Genomic DNA, 14,434 nt, shown 5'->3' on the forward strand with positions numbered 1-14,434 from the left:
GTGAAGTCAAAGCGACTTTGCCCGCAGAGGTGGCAAAGGTTTGAAGATGGACACGAAACCCGACATTCTGGTCGTCGGTGGCGGGAACGCGGCGCTTTGCGCGGCGCTGACCGCGCGCGAAACGGGCGCGCGGGTGGTGATGCTGGAAAGCGCGCCGAAACCCTACCGCGGCGGCAATTCACGGCACACGCGCAACTTTCGCTGTATGCACGCAGGCCCCTTGGGCGTGCTGACCGATGCCTATGGCGAGGACGAATATTTCGAAGACCTGATCAAGGTCACCGGCGGCAAGACCGACGAAACGCTGGCCCGCATGACCATCCGCGCCTCGGAGGAATGTTACGACTGGATGCAGGCCCATGGCGTGCGGTTCCAGCCGTCGCTTTCGGGCACCCTGTCGCTGTCGCGCACCAACGCGTTCTTCCTCGGCGGCGGCAAGGCGCTGGTGAACGCCTATTACCGGCGGGCCGAGGACAAGGGCATCGACATCGCCTATGAGGCCGAGGTCACGCATCTGGAGCATGACGGCGCCCGCATCGGCGCGGTCGAGGCGACAATCGGCGGCGACACGGTCACCTTCCATCCGCGCGCGGTGGTCGTCGCCTCGGGCGGCTTTCAGGGCGATGTCGACTGGCTGGCGCGGGCCTGGGGGCCGGCGGCGCGCAACTTTTTGAACCGGGGCACGCCCTACAACCGGGGCGTCGTGCTCAAGGACCTGCTGGATCAGGGCATGGAAAGCGTCGGCGATCCGACCCAGTGCCACGCCGTCGCCATCGACGGCCGCGCGCCGAAATTCGACGGCGGCATCGTGACCCGGCTGGATTGCGTGCCGTTCTCCATCGTTGTCAACAAGGACGGAGACCGTTTTTACGACGAGGGCGAGGACGTCTGGCCCAAGCGCTATGCCATCTGGGGCCGGCTGGTCGCGGCGCAGCCCGATCAGGTCGGCTATGCGATCATCGATTCCAAATCGCTGGAGCTTTTCATGCCGTCGGTCTTCCCGCCGGTGAAGGCCGACACGCTGGAAGGGCTGGCGCAGAAGCTGGGCCTGCCGGGCACCAAGCTGCGCGAGACGGTCGAGGCTTTTAACGCCGCCTGCCGCGACGGCGACTTTCATCCGACCGAGCTGGACGGTTTGGCGACCGAAGGCCTGAGCCCGCCGAAAACCAACTGGGCGCGCCCGATCTCGGAGCCGCCGTTCTACGGCTATTCGCTGCGTCCCGGCGTGACCTTCACCTATCTCGGACTGCGCGTCGACGAGAGCGCGCAGGTGCACGGGCCGGACGGGCCGGTCGAAAACCTTTGGGCAGCAGGAGAAATCATGGCGGGGTCCATTCTGGGACAAGGGTATCTGGCCGGGTTCGGCATGACCATCGGCACCGTCTTCGGGCGTCTGGCAGGGAAGGGGGCCGCGGCTTATGTCAACTGAACTGATCGCCGAAGCCCGCCGCCAGGTCGAGATCTGCAACGCCTGCCGCTATTGCGAGGGCTATTGCGCCGTTTTCCCGGCGATCACCCGGCAACGGGCCTTTGCCGACGGGGACATCACCCAGCTGGCCAATCTCTGCCACAACTGCCGGGGCTGCTATTACGCCTGTCAGTACACCGAACCGCACGAATTCGCGCTGAACCTGCCCAAGGCGCTGGCTGAGGTGCGACAGGCCAGCTGGCAGGACCACGCCTGGCCGCGGGGATTTGCGCGTCTTTACGACCGCAATGGCGTGGTGATCGCGGCGCTTCTGGTGGTGGCGATTGCGCTGCTCTTCGCGCTGGCGCAGGCGTTCCGGCCGGAAACCGGCGAAGGGTTTTACGCCTACATGTCCCACGGGCTGATGGTGGCGGTCTTCGCGCCTGCCTTCGTGCTTCCGCTTGCCGCCATTGCCGTGTCGCTGCGCGGCTACTGGCGCAGCGTGGGCGGCGGTGCGGTGTCGCTGACCGATCTTTGGGCCGCGCTGCGCTCGGCGGGGCGGATGGACAACCTTTCGGGCGGGCACGGCGAGGGCTGCAATTTCGAAGATGCGGACCGCTTTTCCAACGCCCGGCGCGGGTTCCACCACGCTGTGCTTTATGGCTTTCTGCTGTGCTTTGCCTCGACGTCCACGGCGACGCTGATGCACTACCTGCTGGGGCTCGAAGCGCCTTACGGGCCTTTCAGCCTGCCCAAGCTGCTGGGTGTTCCCGGCGGGGTGCTCTTGTGCCTGGGGACGGCGGGGCTGGCGTGGCTCAAGCTTAAGGCCGATCCCGAGCTCGGCGCGCCCAAGGTCTGGGGCGGCGAGATGGCCTTTGTCGCATTGCTCTTCGCGGTCAGCGCCACCGGCCTCGTGCTCTATGCGGCGACGGGCTCGGCGGCGGTCGGCTGGCTGCTGCCACTGCATCTCGGCACCGTCCTGACCTTCTTCCTACTGATCCCGTTCTCGAAAATGGCGCATGGCTTTTACCGCCTCGCGGCTCTGGTGCGGGATCAGACCGAGCGAGGCTGACACCAAACCTTCCCGGCATGGCGACATGAAAAGAGCGCCCGAAGATCACTTCGGGCGCTCGTTGTTTTCGTCGGGTTGGCGGGTCAGTTCAGCCGCAGCCCGGTGTCCGGGGCGAAATACGACACCTTGCCCAGATCGAAGGCCAGTTTCAGCGGCTTGCCGGGCTGCGCCGTGGTCTCGGAGTGCAGACGGGCGGTGACATGCTTGCCGCCCAGCTGCATCACCGCGAAGGTGTCGGCCCCCGCCGGTTCGACGATGTCGATCAGGCATTCGGCCTCTTGCGCGTCGCTGCCCGTGCGCATCGTCGGATCGGCGATGTCTTCGGGGCGCACGCCCAGGATCACGTCCTCGGGCAGGTCGTGGTTGCGGGTGTCGGTCAGCACGATCGGCGCGCCGTCCTTGCGGGCGATCTCGATATGGGTGCCGCCGCCGTTCGCCCGGGCCTTGGCCGGGATCAGGTTCATCGCCGGGCTGCCCATGAAATCCGCCACGAAGAGGTTGGCCGGACGGTTGTAGATTTCCGACGGCGACCCGATCTGCTGGATCACCCCGCCCTTCATCACGACGATCTTGGTGGCCAGCGTCATCGCCTCGATCTGGTCGTGGGTCACATAGACCATCGACGCGCCCAGATTGTGGTGCAGGGCCTTGATCTCGGTCCGCATCTCGACCCGCAGCTTGGCGTCCAGGTTCGACAGCGGTTCGTCGAAGAGGAAGAGCTTGGGATCGCGCACCAGCGCCCGGCCCATCGCCACCCGCTGACGCTGGCCGCCCGACAGCTGGCCGGGACGGCGGTTCAGCAGCGGCTCGATCTGCAGCTGCTGGGCCACCTGCGCCAGCTTGCGGTCCTGCGTCGCCTGATCCACCCCGCGCACCTTCATGCCGAAGGTGATGTTCTTGGCCACCGACATGGTCGGGTAAAGCGCGTAGGACTGGAACACCATGGCGATGTCGCGGTCCTTGGGGCTGACGTTGGTCATGTCCTGCCCGCCGATGAAGAGCGACCCGCCGGTGATCGGCTCTAGCCCGGCAATGCAGTTGAGCAGCGTGGACTTGCCGCAGCCCGAGGGCCCGACCAGCACCAGAAAGTCGCCCGGTTCGATCGACACGTTGATGTCTTTGAGGATCTCGACGGGTCCGTAGTTCTTGTAGAGGTTCTTGATTTCAAGGATCGGAGCCATGGGATTTATCCTTTCACGGATCCAGCGGTCAGACCGCGGATGAAGTATTTGCCGGCGACGACGTAGACCAGAAGGGTGGGCAGCGCAGCGATGATCGCGGCGGCCATGTCGACGTTGTATTCCTTCACGCCGGTGGTCGAATTGACGATGTTGTTCAGGGCCACGGTGACCGGTTGTGTGCCGGCCTCGCTGAACGACACACCGAAGAGGAAGTCGTTCCAGATCTGGGTGAACTGCCAGATGACCGCGACAACGATGATCGGCAGCGACAGCGGCAGGAAGATCGACCAGAAGATCCGGAAGAAGCCCGCGCCGTCCACCTTGGCCGCCTTCGTCAGCTCGGCCGGAATACTGACATAGTAGTTGCGGAAGAAGAGCGTCGTGAACCCGAGCCCGTAGATCACGTGCACGAAGATCAGACCGGGAATGGTCCCCGCGATGCCCATGATCCCCAGCACCCGCGCCATCGGAAGCAGCACCACCTGGAAGGGGATGAAGCAGCCGAACAGCATCAGCGAGAAGAGGATGTTGGCCCCGCGAAAGCGCCATTGCGCCACCACATAGCCGTTCATCGCCCCCAGCAGGGTCGAGATGGCCACCGCCGGAATGGCGATCAGCACCGAGTTCCAGAAGTAGGGCCGCACGCCTTCGCACTGAATGCCGGTGCAGGCGCCCGACCAGGCGGTGCGCCAGGCGTCGAATGTGACCTCGCGCGGCAGCGCGATCAGGTCGCCGGTGCGGATCTCTTCGAGGCTTTTCAGCGACGTCGTGACCATCACGAAGAGCGGCATCAGGTAGAACAGCGCGAAGAGGACGAGGGTGATGTAAAGCAGCCAGCGCAGGGCGATCTTGCCGATCTGGCTGTTGCTCTTGGCGGATGTCATCGAAAGATCAGTCATCTTGGGTCCTCAGCTCGGAATAGAGGTACGGGACGACGATGGTGAAGACGACCAGCATCATGATCATGGCCGAACTGGCCGCCTGACCGATGTCCCCGCGTGAGAACGCCATGGCGTACATATACGTGGCGGGCAGGTCGGTGGCATAGCCGGGGCCGCCGCCGGTCAGCGCGATCACCAGGTCGAAGCTCTTGATGGCGAGGTGCGCCAGCACGATGAAGGCCGACAGAAAGATCGGGGCCATCGACGGGATGATGATGGCGGTATAGACGCGCCAGGTGGGAATGCCGTCGACCTGCGCGGCCTTGATGATCTCGCCATCGACCGACCGCAGACCGGCCAGGAACAGCGCCATAACAAAGCCCGAACTTTGCCAGATGGCAGCGATGACGATGGTGTAGATCGCCATGTCGGGGTTCACCAGCCAGTCGAAGGTGAAGGTCTCGAACCCCCAGCCGCGGACCATGGCCTCGATCCCCAGACCGGGGTTCAGGATCCATTTCCACGCGGTGCCGGTCACGATCATCGACAGCGCCATGGGGTAAAGATAGATCGTGCGGATCGCGCCTTCGGTGCGGATGTTCTGATCGAGAAGGATCGCCAGGATCAGCCCGAGGATCATCGCGATCACGATAAACAGAATGCCAAAGATAAAGAGGTTGTTGATTGCCGTGTCCCAGCGCGGCGACGCGAAGAGACGTTCGTATTGGATAAAGCCCTCGATTTCGTATTTCGGCAGCAGCCGCGACCGCGTCATCGATACCCAGGCCGTCCAGGCGATAAAGCCGTAGACGAAGACCAGAACTGCGATGAACGAGGGGGCCAGTACCAATTTGGGCGTGTTTTCTTCAAGCCACTTGGTCATTGGATTTGTCCCTTTGGGGGTGGTCCCGCCCCTTGGGATCAAAGGGCGGGACAGGCCGGTTACATGCTGTTTGCGACGGCGTCTGCCAGCATCTTGACCGCGTCTGCCGACGACATGTCAGAGTTGAAATGCGCGGTCACGACATCGGTGATCGCGCCAGACTGCGCACCGCGCAGCGCCATGCCGTGGGCATAGCTGGGCAGCAGCGACCCGTTGGCCGAGCTTTCGTTCATGTCCTTGGCGGACAGGTGCGCGCAGCTGTCGAACTCGTCCAGCGACACGTCGGTGCGGGCCGGGATCGAACCCTTGTTAAGGTTGAACACCTTCTGGAAGTTCTGACCGACGATCAGTTCCGCCAGCAGGGCCTGGCCTTCCTGCTTGTCGTCGCCGTCAACGTCGAACATCGCAAAGCTGTCGACGTTGTAGAGGAAGCCGTCACCCGGGGTCGAGGCGCAGAGGAAGTCTTCGCCCGGGACCTTGCCCGCGGCCATGAATTCGCCCTTGGCCCAGTCGCCCATGATCTGGAACGCCGCTTCGCCGTTCATGACCATCGCGGTGGCGAGGTTCCAGTCGCGGCCCGAGAAGTTGTCGTCGACATAGCCGCGCATCTTGCGCATCTGGTCGAAGACCGCGACCATCCCGTCAGAGGTCAGCGTGTCGGTGTCCAGCTCGACAAAGGCCTTGTGGAAGCCGTCGGGGCCGAGGATGCCCAGAGCGACGGCCTCGAAGACGGTGGCGTCCTGCCAGGCCTGGCCGCCATGCGCCAGCGGGATCACGCCCGCCGCCTGCAGCTTTTCGGCCGCCGCGTTGAACTCGTCCCAGGTGGTGGGCATTTCGATGCCGTTGGCCTCGAGAACGTCGGCATTTGCCCAGATCCAGTCGACGCGGTGCACGTTGACCGGCGCGGCGCACCAGGTGCCCTCGCACTTCATGTGACCGGCGATCGAGGCGGGCAGAACGTCGGCCCAGCCCTGTGCCTCGGCCACGGCCGAGATATCGGCCAGAACGCCTTCTTCGTACCATTCCTGGATCGCCGGGCCTTTCAGCTGAACGGCGGTGGGCGCGTTGCCCGACAGAACGCGTGCGCGCAGAGCGGTCATCGCGGCGTCGCCGCCGCCGCCCGCGACGGGCATGTCTGTCCACTCACCGCCCTTGGCGGCGAATTCTTCCTGCAGCACGGCGACCGACTTGGCTTCGCCGCCCGAGGTCCACCAATGCAGGACTTCGGCCTGCGGGTTGGCGATGGCCGCGGTGGATGCGACCAGTGCGATACCGGACACAGCGCTGAGAATGTAGGATTTCATCTTGGTTCCCTCCCAAAGATAGTAAATACGGGCCCTTTTACGGGCTTCGGTAGCGCAATCATGGCGGATCGCCCCGGCGCCATGCAATTGAGACATGGCCGGTTCCCGGGCTGGTCATGCAAATAATCGGGCGGTTCGTTACAGGTTGTTACGTTGCCCCCGATTTTGTTGCATGGTGTTACCGATCCGGGTCCGGCATGCATGCACGGGGGCCGCGGTGCAGGAGGGTGACAGGTGGCGATTCCCAGAATTCTGGTGGTCGATGACGACCCCGAGATGCGCGAGATGATGACCCAATTCCTGCGGCGGAACGGCACCATCGCGCTGCCCGCCGCGACCGAGGCCGAGGTCCGCAAACATCTCGGCGGCGGGCGGGTCGACCTGATCCTGCTGGACGTCATGCTGGGCGACGAGAACGGGCTGGAGATCTGCGGCCGCCTGCGGCACGAGCAGGACGTGCCGATCATCATGGTCTCGGCTTTGTCGGCCGATCACCAGCGCATGGCGGGCTACGAGGTGGGGGCCGACGATTACGTGGCCAAGCCCTTCAACCCCGATCTGCTGCTGGCGCGGGTCAAGGCGGTGCTGTCGCGCGCGCGGCGGTCGTCGTCGCTGGTGCACCGGCGGAACACCAAGACCTTTCACTTCGCCGGCTGGACCTATGACGCCAAGCGCGACGAGGCGCTGTCGCCCGCGGGCGTGCAGGTCGCCCTGTCGCGGCGCGAGACGGCGCTCTTGCGGGCGCTGCTGGCCAATCCGCACATCCCGCTCACCCGCGAAGAGATCGCCGCGGCGCTCGACGTGACCGGCGACACCAAGCAGACCGCCGACGCGCTGGGCCGCGCCATCGACGTGCTGGTTGGGCGGCTGCGGTCCAAGATCGAACGGAACCCCAAGGATCCGCAGATCCTGCGCACCGAGCGGGGCGTGGGTTATGTCTTTGCGGTCGACGTGATGGCGCAGGACGCGTGATCGCCCGGCCCTTCAGCCTGCGCGCCATCGGCACGCTCTTCGTTGCCGCGGCCTTTCTGACGGGCGTGCTGGCGACCTGGATGTGGATGCAGTCAAACGCCGGCTGGCGCGCGCATGGCACTCAGGCCTTCGTGGCGGGTGTGACGACCTATAACGCCTTGCAGAACAACACGCTGCCCTCCGGCGACGTGGCGATCCTGCCGCTGTCCGATGCCGATCAGGCGCTGGCGCGCGCGGGCGCGTTCAACCGCATCGCCGCCGCGCCGCAGGCCGCGCGCCTCACCACTGTGCCGATCCTCGCCGATGCCGAGAACATCGCCACAGGCGAGCCCCTGACGCTGGTAATCCTGTCGCCCGACCTGGTCTACCGCCTGTCGGCGCTGCCCATCCGCGACGGTCAGACCGCCGCCGAGACCACCGGCGAGGTCTTCCGCCTGCTGGCCTCTTATTGCAGCGACCCGGTTGTCATAGCGCGGATGGGCGACGCGCCCTGGGTGCGGATCGACGGCGGCGCCGTCTGGGGCTGCGCCGACGCCCCGTCCGACCAGCGTCTGATCGCGGCGATGGGGGCGGTCATCGCGCTGGCGATGCTGTTCACCGCGACCCTGAACACCTCGGCCGATTTCACCCATTTCGCCGATCAATTGCGCAGCCGCCGCCGGCTTGGCGGGCCGACCAGCTACGACATCCCCGGCCCGCGCGAGCTGCAGGATATCGTCGCGGCCGTGAACAGTTATCTGGAGACCGAGCGCGCCCAGCTCGAAAGCCGGGCGGCGGTGCTTTCGGGGGTCAGCCACGATCTGGGCACGCCTGCCACGCGCCTGCGCCTGCGCACGGCGCTGATCCAGGACGCCGAGCTGCGCGAAAAGCTCGAGGCGGACATCGACAGCATGACCGGCATGATCGACAGCGTGCTGACCTACACCCGTGCCGAAATGAGCGCCGAGCCACCGCGCAAGCTGTCCCTGACCGCCCTGATCGACGCCATCGTCGCCGATTACGAGGACATGGGACGCGACGTGACCCTGCGCGCGCCCCGGGACGTGATCGTGCATGGCGGCCGTTCGGTGTTTATGTCGCGGCAGGGTCAGACCGTGGTGGCTGGGGATCGCGACGTGATCGTCACCGGCAGGCCCATCGCGCTGCAGCGCGCGGTTACCAACCTGATCGACAACGCCCTGAAATACGGACGCCGCGCAACGGTTCAGCTGGAAACCGATTCCGACAGCGCGACCATCGTGGTCGAGGACGAAGGATCGGACAGTTCGGCGGCCGAGATCGAGGCGCTGATGGCCCCCTTCCGGCGCGGCGACAACACCGCGACCGTCGATGGCTACGGGCTTGGCCTGACCATCGTGGCCACCATCGCCCAGCTGCACGGCGGCGCACTTGCGTTCGAGGACGGCCCCACGGGCCTGCGCGTGCGGCTGACCATCCAGCGCGGATAGCCGGGCCCGCCCCTTGGCAGGCCGCTCGCCGCGAGGTTGCGCGTCTTCCTTCGGACACAGAGGCGCGCGCGCGACGGCGCTTGTCCCCGCCAAGCCGGTTCGAGTCCCGCAAACGTCACTCAGGCATTGCTTTAAGGGAAATTCCCTCTAAGAATGCTCGCGTATAGGTATAATTTGTTCACTAAGGAGAGAGACTTATGGAAGGTACTATCGGAACGATAATTTTGTTCGCGGGCAATTTTGCGCCAAGAAGCTGGGCATTCTGCGACGGGCAGTTGGTGTCAGTTGCGGAAAATTCGGCGCTGTTCAGCATCCTCGGAACAACCTACGGCGGTGACGGGCGGAACACTTTTGCGCTGCCCGATCTGCGCGGCTGTGTGCCGATCCACCCCGGCACCGGTCCGGGGCTGACGACGCGCCGTCTGGGCGAGCGTCTGGGGCAGGAAAACGTGACTCTGACGCTGGCGGAAATGCCCTCGCACAACCACTTTCCGCGCGCACAAAGCGGTGCAGGCAACGAACAGACGCCGATCAACGCCGTCAACGCGGACGAAGGCAACCAGACTTTCAACCTCTACAACAACGCCGCAAACGGCAATATGATGGCCACCACGGACACCGGCGGCAACCAGTCGCACAACAATATGCAGCCGAGCCTCGGCATCAACTACGTGATTTGCATGCAGGGCCTTTTCCCGTCGCGCAGCTGATCCTGTGTCGGGGTTGTCCGGACAGACAGGCAACGGGGGGCGGCAGCGCCTCCCGTTTTCGTTTCGACAGCCGCGCGCAGAGGCGCTAACGCTGACAGGGCCGGGCCCCGAGCCCGGCGTTATCCTGGCCACCACAGGCACGCCGAATGACCGATCATGGGGACTACACGTCGCTTTGGACCCTCAAGGGGCGCATCGACATACCGCTGCGTGACGCGCGGGGACATGCGCTCAAGTTCCAGTTTCCAACGGTTCACCGGCTGGCCCCCGACCGCTGGCGGCTCTACCTCGCCGCGCGGGGCGAAGAGAATGTGGGCCGGATGGTCTTTGCCGATCTCGACCCGACGCGCGCCATGCGGGTTCTCGACTGCGGCGAGGTGATCGACAGCTCTGGCGCGGGGCAGGGCGATTACGACGCCGACGGGATCGGACCGTCCTGCGTCTTTCAGACCGACGCCGGCCTGACGATGGCGGCCACGGGCCTGAGGCTGAGGATGCCGGCCTACGACGCCGGGATCGGCTTTCTGCGCAGCGACGACGACGGGCGTAGCTGGCGCCGCTGCCCCGAGATCGCGCCGTTCTACGGCCCGTCGCCGCATCTCTTCGCCGTCGGCGCGGATATCCAGCGCATCGGCGGTCGCTATCACATGTGGTTCGCGCAGGGGGCCGGGTGGCGCGAGGACGTGAAACCCTACCCCGAACCGACCTACCAGATCGGTCATGCCACGTCAGACGACGGCACGGCCTGGGTCGCCGATCCGGCCCCGGCGATCGCCTTTGCCAGCCCTGAAGAGACTGGCATCACCCGGCCTTGTGTGCGCTTGGCGGCCGAGGGGTACGAGATGTGGTACTGCACCCGCCGCAAATACGACCCAAAGCGCCCCGAACTGCGTCGCTACCGCATCGGCTATGCCACCTCGTCCGATCTGGTGCACTGGCGGCGGCAGGACGCGGCGCATCGGTTCGCGCCGCCCCCCGCGCCGGGCGATTTCGACGGGCAGATGCAATGCTACCCTACGGTTGCCGCGACGCCCGGGCGGACGGTCATGTTCTACTGCGGCGATGGCTATGGACGCGGCGGCGTCGGCTATGCGGAACGGGTGACGGCGCGATGACCGACTTCCTGATCGCCAGCCACGGGGTCAGCGCCAGCGCCTGGCTGGCGGCCTTTCTGCACACGCATCCAAAGGTCCACTGCGTCCACGGCAGCCAGATGCAGCCCGTCAGCGGGGCCGAAACCTATGACATCGACGCCATCCGCGCCGAAAAGGGCATGGCCGGCCTGCTGGCGCTGGCGCAGCAGGTGCGGCGCGGCGCGCAACAGCGCGGCGCGCGTCCGCTGTCGCAGGTGTTCGGCGATTTGCGCGCCGCATCCGACCGACCGATCCGCGGCGCGGTGCACAGCTTTCGCCTGCGCGATCTTCCGGGGCTCGATCCGGGCGACAGGGCCGCACCCATCGTTGTCTTCAACCTGGTGCGGCATCCCGTGGACGTGGTGCATTCGGCGCATGGACTGCTGCGGCAGTCGATGCGCATCGACCTGCATGAGGCCTGGTGGACCGCCGGGCGGTTGGTGTCGGGCCACCTTCAGACGATCGAGACGCTGGCCGCGCGCCATGATCTTTTCCCCGGCGATCCGGAGGTCATCAGCTTTTTCGGGGCCTGTCTCGCGCTCGAGGGGCTGGCCGCCGATCAGCGCGCCGTTCCCGAGGTGCGGGGGAAGGACTGGGTCGACTGGGCGGGCACCCTGCGCAGCGAGGATGTCACCGGCGACAGCCAGACCCGCGCGGACCTGCTGACGCGGATCGGTGCCGATCCGGTGGCGGCGCGGGCGCTGCCCGACCGGATCAATGCCCATGCGGGCGGTGGCCGCGACCAGGGCCCGCGCGCCAAGTGGGCGCGCTGGTCGGACTGGCAGCGCAGCGCGTTTCAGACCTTTTTCGACACAGCCCAGCTGCGCGCGGCCTATACCGGCATGGGCTATGACCTGTCGATGATCCCCGAGGGGGCCGCCGCAGCATGACCCCCGAAAGGTCAGTCGATCTGGCCGAGGATGTCTGCCCGGATCGTCTCGATATCATCGGTGAAGAGCGCGGGCAGCAGATGCGGAAACCGCCCCCGGTAGGGCGGCAGGAACCGCAGCGCCACCCCGGCGGCGGCGAAACGCGCCGGATCGTACAGCGCCCGCCCGCCCGGCGCGTTGACGTAACAGGTCCCGCCCATCTGGCGGACGATTTCCACGATCCGGTCCTGGCCCGTCAGCCCTTCGGGCTTTGTCAGCGCCGAGCTGCGGAGGATCTCGGGCGTCAGGCGCAGGCCCGCGCAGACCCGGCGCAGGGTCCGTTCCAGAAAGGCGGTCAGGTCGCGCCCCGGGTCCTCGATCAGCGCGCGCAGTTCCCGGCGCAGCGCCGTGTCAGTCCGGTCGAGCGCCGGCAGCCCTGCGCTATTCGCCATAAGCCGCGCGCCTGAGTCCGGGGCCAGTTGCATGTCGCGGATCAGGGCGTCGCGCGGGGCCTTTTGCACCGCCAGGGTCAGCCACCGCTCGCCCCCGCCCGGCGCGGGCACCTGACAGCGGTGCACCCGCCCACGACGCGGAAATTGCACGTCGTCCAGGATCACGAAGACATCCGCCGCGGCAAAGAGCCGGAAGTACCCGGCATAAGGCAGAAAATAGGGCTGCATCACCGCAACCCGGCGCGCCCGAGGCTCGTATTCCCCGCGCGTGTCGCCTAGCATCGGCGGGCAGCAGGGCGGCAAGGACAAGGCAGAGGCATGAAGATCGTGGCCTATATGCAGGTCGGAAACGAGGTCGCGCTGATCGACGCGGTCATTTCACATACCTTGGCGCTGGGTGTCGATGGCTTTGTCATCGTCGATGCCGCCTCGCACGACGGCACCGCCGAGGCCCTGCGCGCTTATGTGGGCGATCCGCGGTTCGACATCGTCTTTCTGGATCACGATCAGGTCTATGGCCCCAATCCGCCCGATCCGATCGCCTTCGGCCGCGAGATGATCGCGCGGATGCGCGCGCGGTTCGATCCCGACTGGGTGCTGCGGCTGGATGCGGACGAATTCTGGCTGACCGACGGCGCGACCCTGCAATAGGTCTGCCAGGCCGCGAGCGCCGATCAGATTACCGTCACCCGCGTGAATGCGATCCGCGTGCCGGGCGGGCCCGCGCCGGATATATTGGTGCGCGACCGCCGGTTCGACGAGATCGCCGTGATGGTGGCCCCCTTCGAGGGGCAGCTGTTGTGGCGGAAAGGTGCGGGCCGGTTGCCGCTGAATTTCACGGCGGTGCTCGCCAAACCGCTGCTGCGCGCCGACAGGCTGCACGGTTTTGCACGGGGCGGGCACGCGGGCACCTATGCGGACGGCACGAAAATGCAGAGCGAACCCACCGACAAGCTGGCGGTTCTGCATTTGTGGTTCACCGATGAGGCGCGGTTCATGCGCAAGGCGGGGTTCATCCGCAAGGTCGAGGACACCCTCGGGCGCGAAAGCCGGGCCTGGCAATGGGCGCATTGGGGCAATCTTTCGAAACGCGGCGAGGACGCGGTGACCGCCGAATTCGCAAAGCAGATGCCAAGCCCTGCGGAATTCGAGACGCTTGTCGCGCAGGGGCGGATCGCCGTGGGCCCCGCGCTCTGGCCCGCGCTGCGTGGCGGGCGTCCCGGGTCCGAGCGGCGCGATCTGGCCGAACTTGGCTGGCACCGCGCCGCCGGCGGCGACGGTCCGGCCTGAGAAAACCCGCTATTTGGTCACGCGGTCGGCGGCGAAGGTCGCAGGGTCGATGGCGATCACCACCGCGTCGCCGGTCGGCCGCAATCCAAGTTTGGTGCAAAGCGCCTCGGACGGGGCGTTGCCCTCGCGGATGCCGGTGGAGAAGGTCGCAAAGCCGAAGCGCGCGTTCATCTCGAGCATCGCCATCGCCCCGAGGATCAGCGCGATCCTCTCTCCGCGCCGGCTTTCGTCGGTCGACAGCATACCCCACCATGCAGTGCCGCCCTTGGGATGGTCCGGGTGGAACTGCGCGATGCTGGCCGCCGCCCCGACGATGCGCCCCGCGCCATCGCTGGCATAAAGGCAGACCGTCGGGCGGTCGTGGCCGCGCAGAAAGGCCCCCATCGGCAGCAGAACGCCGCAGCCCTGCGTCAGCGCATCGAGCCCGGCCATCTCGTCGGCAGGAGTGTCCGAGCCGGTTGCCTGCACCGTCAGATCGGGCGGGAGCGGACGTGCGTTGCGCACCGAACGGGCGATATCCAGAACATCGGGCCCGCTTTGCCACCGGTTGAACCGGTCGGTCCGCAGCCCCCGGGTCTCCAGCCGGGCGCAATGGTCCTCCGGATCCGGGACGCCCTCGACCGCGCCGATGCCCTGAAGGCGCGCCAGCGCCTTTTGTTCGCGGATGTCGCCGCTGTTCCAGTCGGCCAGGCCGACACCGCGTCCGTGGCAATAAAAGCGGGGATCGTCGCGCAAGAGCGTCCAGAGTTGCCAGGCGCGGTATTGCAGCGCTTTCTGGGTGTCGCTGCCGAAGTATTCCGGGATCATGCCAGCCCTCTCATGATTGCCGCG

At 66.2% G+C, this 14,434-nt stretch carries 15 protein-coding genes; 9 read left to right on the forward strand and 6 right to left on the reverse strand.

Going from position 1 to position 14,434, the window contains the following annotated elements; translation table 11 throughout:
* The first annotated feature begins 46 nt into the window (after window positions 1-46).
* Window positions 47-1,429: an FAD-dependent tricarballylate dehydrogenase TcuA gene (tcuA, locus tag RXV88_RS00690; protein WP_316289767.1), complete on the forward strand. Its 1,383-nt coding sequence runs from the start codon at window positions 47-49 to the stop codon at window positions 1,427-1,429.
* Window positions 1,419-2,480 (forward strand): tricarballylate utilization 4Fe-4S protein TcuB, encoded by a 1,062-nt coding sequence (tcuB, locus tag RXV88_RS00695; RefSeq protein WP_316289768.1) that lies wholly within the window; start codon window positions 1,419-1,421, stop codon window positions 2,478-2,480. Before tcuA ends, tcuB begins: the two co-directional genes overlap by 11 nt.
* An 83-nt stretch (window positions 2,481-2,563) precedes the next feature.
* On the opposite strand, the gene RXV88_RS00700 is transcribed toward tcuB, so the two are convergent.
* The 4 genes from RXV88_RS00700 to RXV88_RS00715 are packed head-to-tail and all read right to left on the reverse strand — an operon-like array spanning window position 2,564 to window position 6,729.
* Complete coding sequence (locus RXV88_RS00700) at window positions 2,564-3,661, reverse strand: sn-glycerol-3-phosphate ABC transporter ATP-binding protein UgpC (protein ID WP_316289770.1); 1,098 nt, start codon at window positions 3,659-3,661, stop codon at window positions 2,564-2,566.
* A 5-nt stretch (window positions 3,662-3,666) separates the two neighbouring features.
* The gene (locus tag RXV88_RS00705; RefSeq protein ID WP_316289771.1) at window positions 3,667-4,560 is read right to left on the reverse strand and encodes a carbohydrate ABC transporter permease; all 894 of its coding nucleotides are present in this window, start codon (window positions 4,558-4,560) and stop codon (window positions 3,667-3,669) included.
* A complete protein-coding gene (locus tag RXV88_RS00710) occupies window positions 4,553-5,425 on the reverse strand; it encodes a sugar ABC transporter permease (protein WP_316289772.1) in 873 nt (290 codons plus the stop codon). Before RXV88_RS00710 ends, RXV88_RS00705 begins: the two co-directional genes overlap by 8 nt.
* A gap of 59 nt (window positions 5,426-5,484) precedes the next feature.
* The gene (locus tag RXV88_RS00715; RefSeq protein ID WP_316289774.1) at window positions 5,485-6,729 is read right to left on the reverse strand and encodes an ABC transporter substrate-binding protein; all 1,245 of its coding nucleotides are present in this window, start codon (window positions 6,727-6,729) and stop codon (window positions 5,485-5,487) included.
* Window positions 6,730-6,963: 234 nt separating this feature from the next.
* Here RXV88_RS00715 and RXV88_RS00720 point away from each other — a divergent pair, with 234 nt between their 5' ends.
* The 5 genes from RXV88_RS00720 to RXV88_RS00740 all read left to right on the forward strand — a co-directional run bounded on the left by RXV88_RS00720 (window position 6,964) and on the right by RXV88_RS00740 (window position 11,882).
* Window positions 6,964-7,701 carry a response regulator transcription factor gene (locus RXV88_RS00720; RefSeq protein ID WP_316289775.1) on the forward strand — a complete coding sequence of 246 codons (738 nt, stop codon included), beginning with the start codon at window positions 6,964-6,966 and terminating at the stop codon, window positions 7,699-7,701.
* On the forward strand, window positions 7,698-9,149 hold the full coding sequence (locus RXV88_RS00725; RefSeq protein WP_410468785.1) for a sensor histidine kinase: 1,452 nt from the start codon (window positions 7,698-7,700) through the stop codon (window positions 9,147-9,149). The genes RXV88_RS00720 and RXV88_RS00725 overlap by 4 nt, the downstream gene beginning before the upstream one ends.
* A gap of 197 nt (window positions 9,150-9,346) precedes the next feature.
* Window positions 9,347-9,859, forward strand: a complete 513-nt coding sequence (locus RXV88_RS00730) for a phage tail protein (protein WP_316289777.1) — start codon at window positions 9,347-9,349, stop codon at window positions 9,857-9,859.
* Window positions 9,860-10,005: 146 nt separating this feature from the next.
* The gene (locus RXV88_RS00735) at window positions 10,006-10,974 is read left to right on the forward strand and encodes a hypothetical protein (RefSeq protein ID WP_316289779.1); all 969 of its coding nucleotides are present in this window, start codon (window positions 10,006-10,008) and stop codon (window positions 10,972-10,974) included.
* Window positions 10,971-11,882: a hypothetical protein gene (locus tag RXV88_RS00740; RefSeq protein WP_316289781.1), complete on the forward strand. Its 912-nt coding sequence runs from the start codon at window positions 10,971-10,973 to the stop codon at window positions 11,880-11,882. Before RXV88_RS00735 ends, RXV88_RS00740 begins: the two co-directional genes overlap by 4 nt.
* Before the next feature lie 11 nt (window positions 11,883-11,893).
* On the opposite strand, the gene RXV88_RS00745 is transcribed toward RXV88_RS00740, so the two are convergent.
* The gene (locus RXV88_RS00745; RefSeq protein ID WP_316289783.1) at window positions 11,894-12,595 is read right to left on the reverse strand and encodes a WbqC family protein; all 702 of its coding nucleotides are present in this window, start codon (window positions 12,593-12,595) and stop codon (window positions 11,894-11,896) included.
* 36 nt (window positions 12,596-12,631) lie between these two features.
* Between RXV88_RS00745 and RXV88_RS00750 the strand changes: the two genes are divergently transcribed.
* Window positions 12,632-12,964, forward strand: coding sequence for a glycosyltransferase family 2 protein (locus tag RXV88_RS00750; RefSeq protein ID WP_316289786.1), 333 nt, complete (start codon window positions 12,632-12,634; stop codon window positions 12,962-12,964).
* 42 nt (window positions 12,965-13,006) lie between these two features.
* Window positions 13,007-13,603, forward strand: a complete 597-nt coding sequence (locus RXV88_RS00755; protein WP_316289788.1) for a hypothetical protein — start codon at window positions 13,007-13,009, stop codon at window positions 13,601-13,603.
* Window positions 13,604-13,612: 9 nt separating this feature from the next.
* Here RXV88_RS00755 and RXV88_RS00760 read toward each other — a convergent pair whose 3' ends face one another.
* Window positions 13,613-14,410, reverse strand: a complete 798-nt coding sequence (locus tag RXV88_RS00760) for a hypothetical protein (protein WP_316289790.1) — start codon at window positions 14,408-14,410, stop codon at window positions 13,613-13,615.
* Window positions 14,411-14,434: the final 24 nt, after the last annotated feature.

Source organism: Aestuariicoccus sp. MJ-SS9 (assembly GCF_032586235.1).
Classification (GTDB): Bacteria; Pseudomonadota; Alphaproteobacteria; order Rhodobacterales; family Rhodobacteraceae; genus Aestuariicoccus.

Coding starts and splice junctions, on each gene's coding strand:
- RXV88_RS00700 (WP_316289770.1), bottom strand. CDS start 3,661: ATGGCTCCGATCCTTGAAATCAAGAACCTCTACAAGAACTACGGACCC.
- RXV88_RS00740 (WP_316289781.1), top strand. CDS start 10,971: ATGACCGACTTCCTGATCGCCAGCCACGGGGTCAGCGCCAGCGCCTGG.
- RXV88_RS00730 (WP_316289777.1), top strand. CDS start 9,347: ATGGAAGGTACTATCGGAACGATAATTTTGTTCGCGGGCAATTTTGCG.
- RXV88_RS00705 (WP_316289771.1), bottom strand. CDS start 4,560: ATGACTGATCTTTCGATGACATCCGCCAAGAGCAACAGCCAGATCGGC.
- RXV88_RS00760 (WP_316289790.1), bottom strand. CDS start 14,410: ATGATCCCGGAATACTTCGGCAGCGACACCCAGAAAGCGCTGCAATAC.
- RXV88_RS00750 (WP_316289786.1), top strand. CDS start 12,632: ATGAAGATCGTGGCCTATATGCAGGTCGGAAACGAGGTCGCGCTGATC.
- tcuB (WP_316289768.1), top strand. CDS start 1,419: ATGTCAACTGAACTGATCGCCGAAGCCCGCCGCCAGGTCGAGATCTGC.
- RXV88_RS00710 (WP_316289772.1), bottom strand. CDS start 5,425: ATGACCAAGTGGCTTGAAGAAAACACGCCCAAATTGGTACTGGCCCCC.
- RXV88_RS00715 (WP_316289774.1), bottom strand. CDS start 6,729: ATGAAATCCTACATTCTCAGCGCTGTGTCCGGTATCGCACTGGTCGCA.
- tcuA (WP_316289767.1), top strand. CDS start 47: ATGGACACGAAACCCGACATTCTGGTCGTCGGTGGCGGGAACGCGGCG.
- RXV88_RS00735 (WP_316289779.1), top strand. CDS start 10,006: ATGACCGATCATGGGGACTACACGTCGCTTTGGACCCTCAAGGGGCGC.
- RXV88_RS00745 (WP_316289783.1), bottom strand. CDS start 12,595: ATGCTAGGCGACACGCGCGGGGAATACGAGCCTCGGGCGCGCCGGGTT.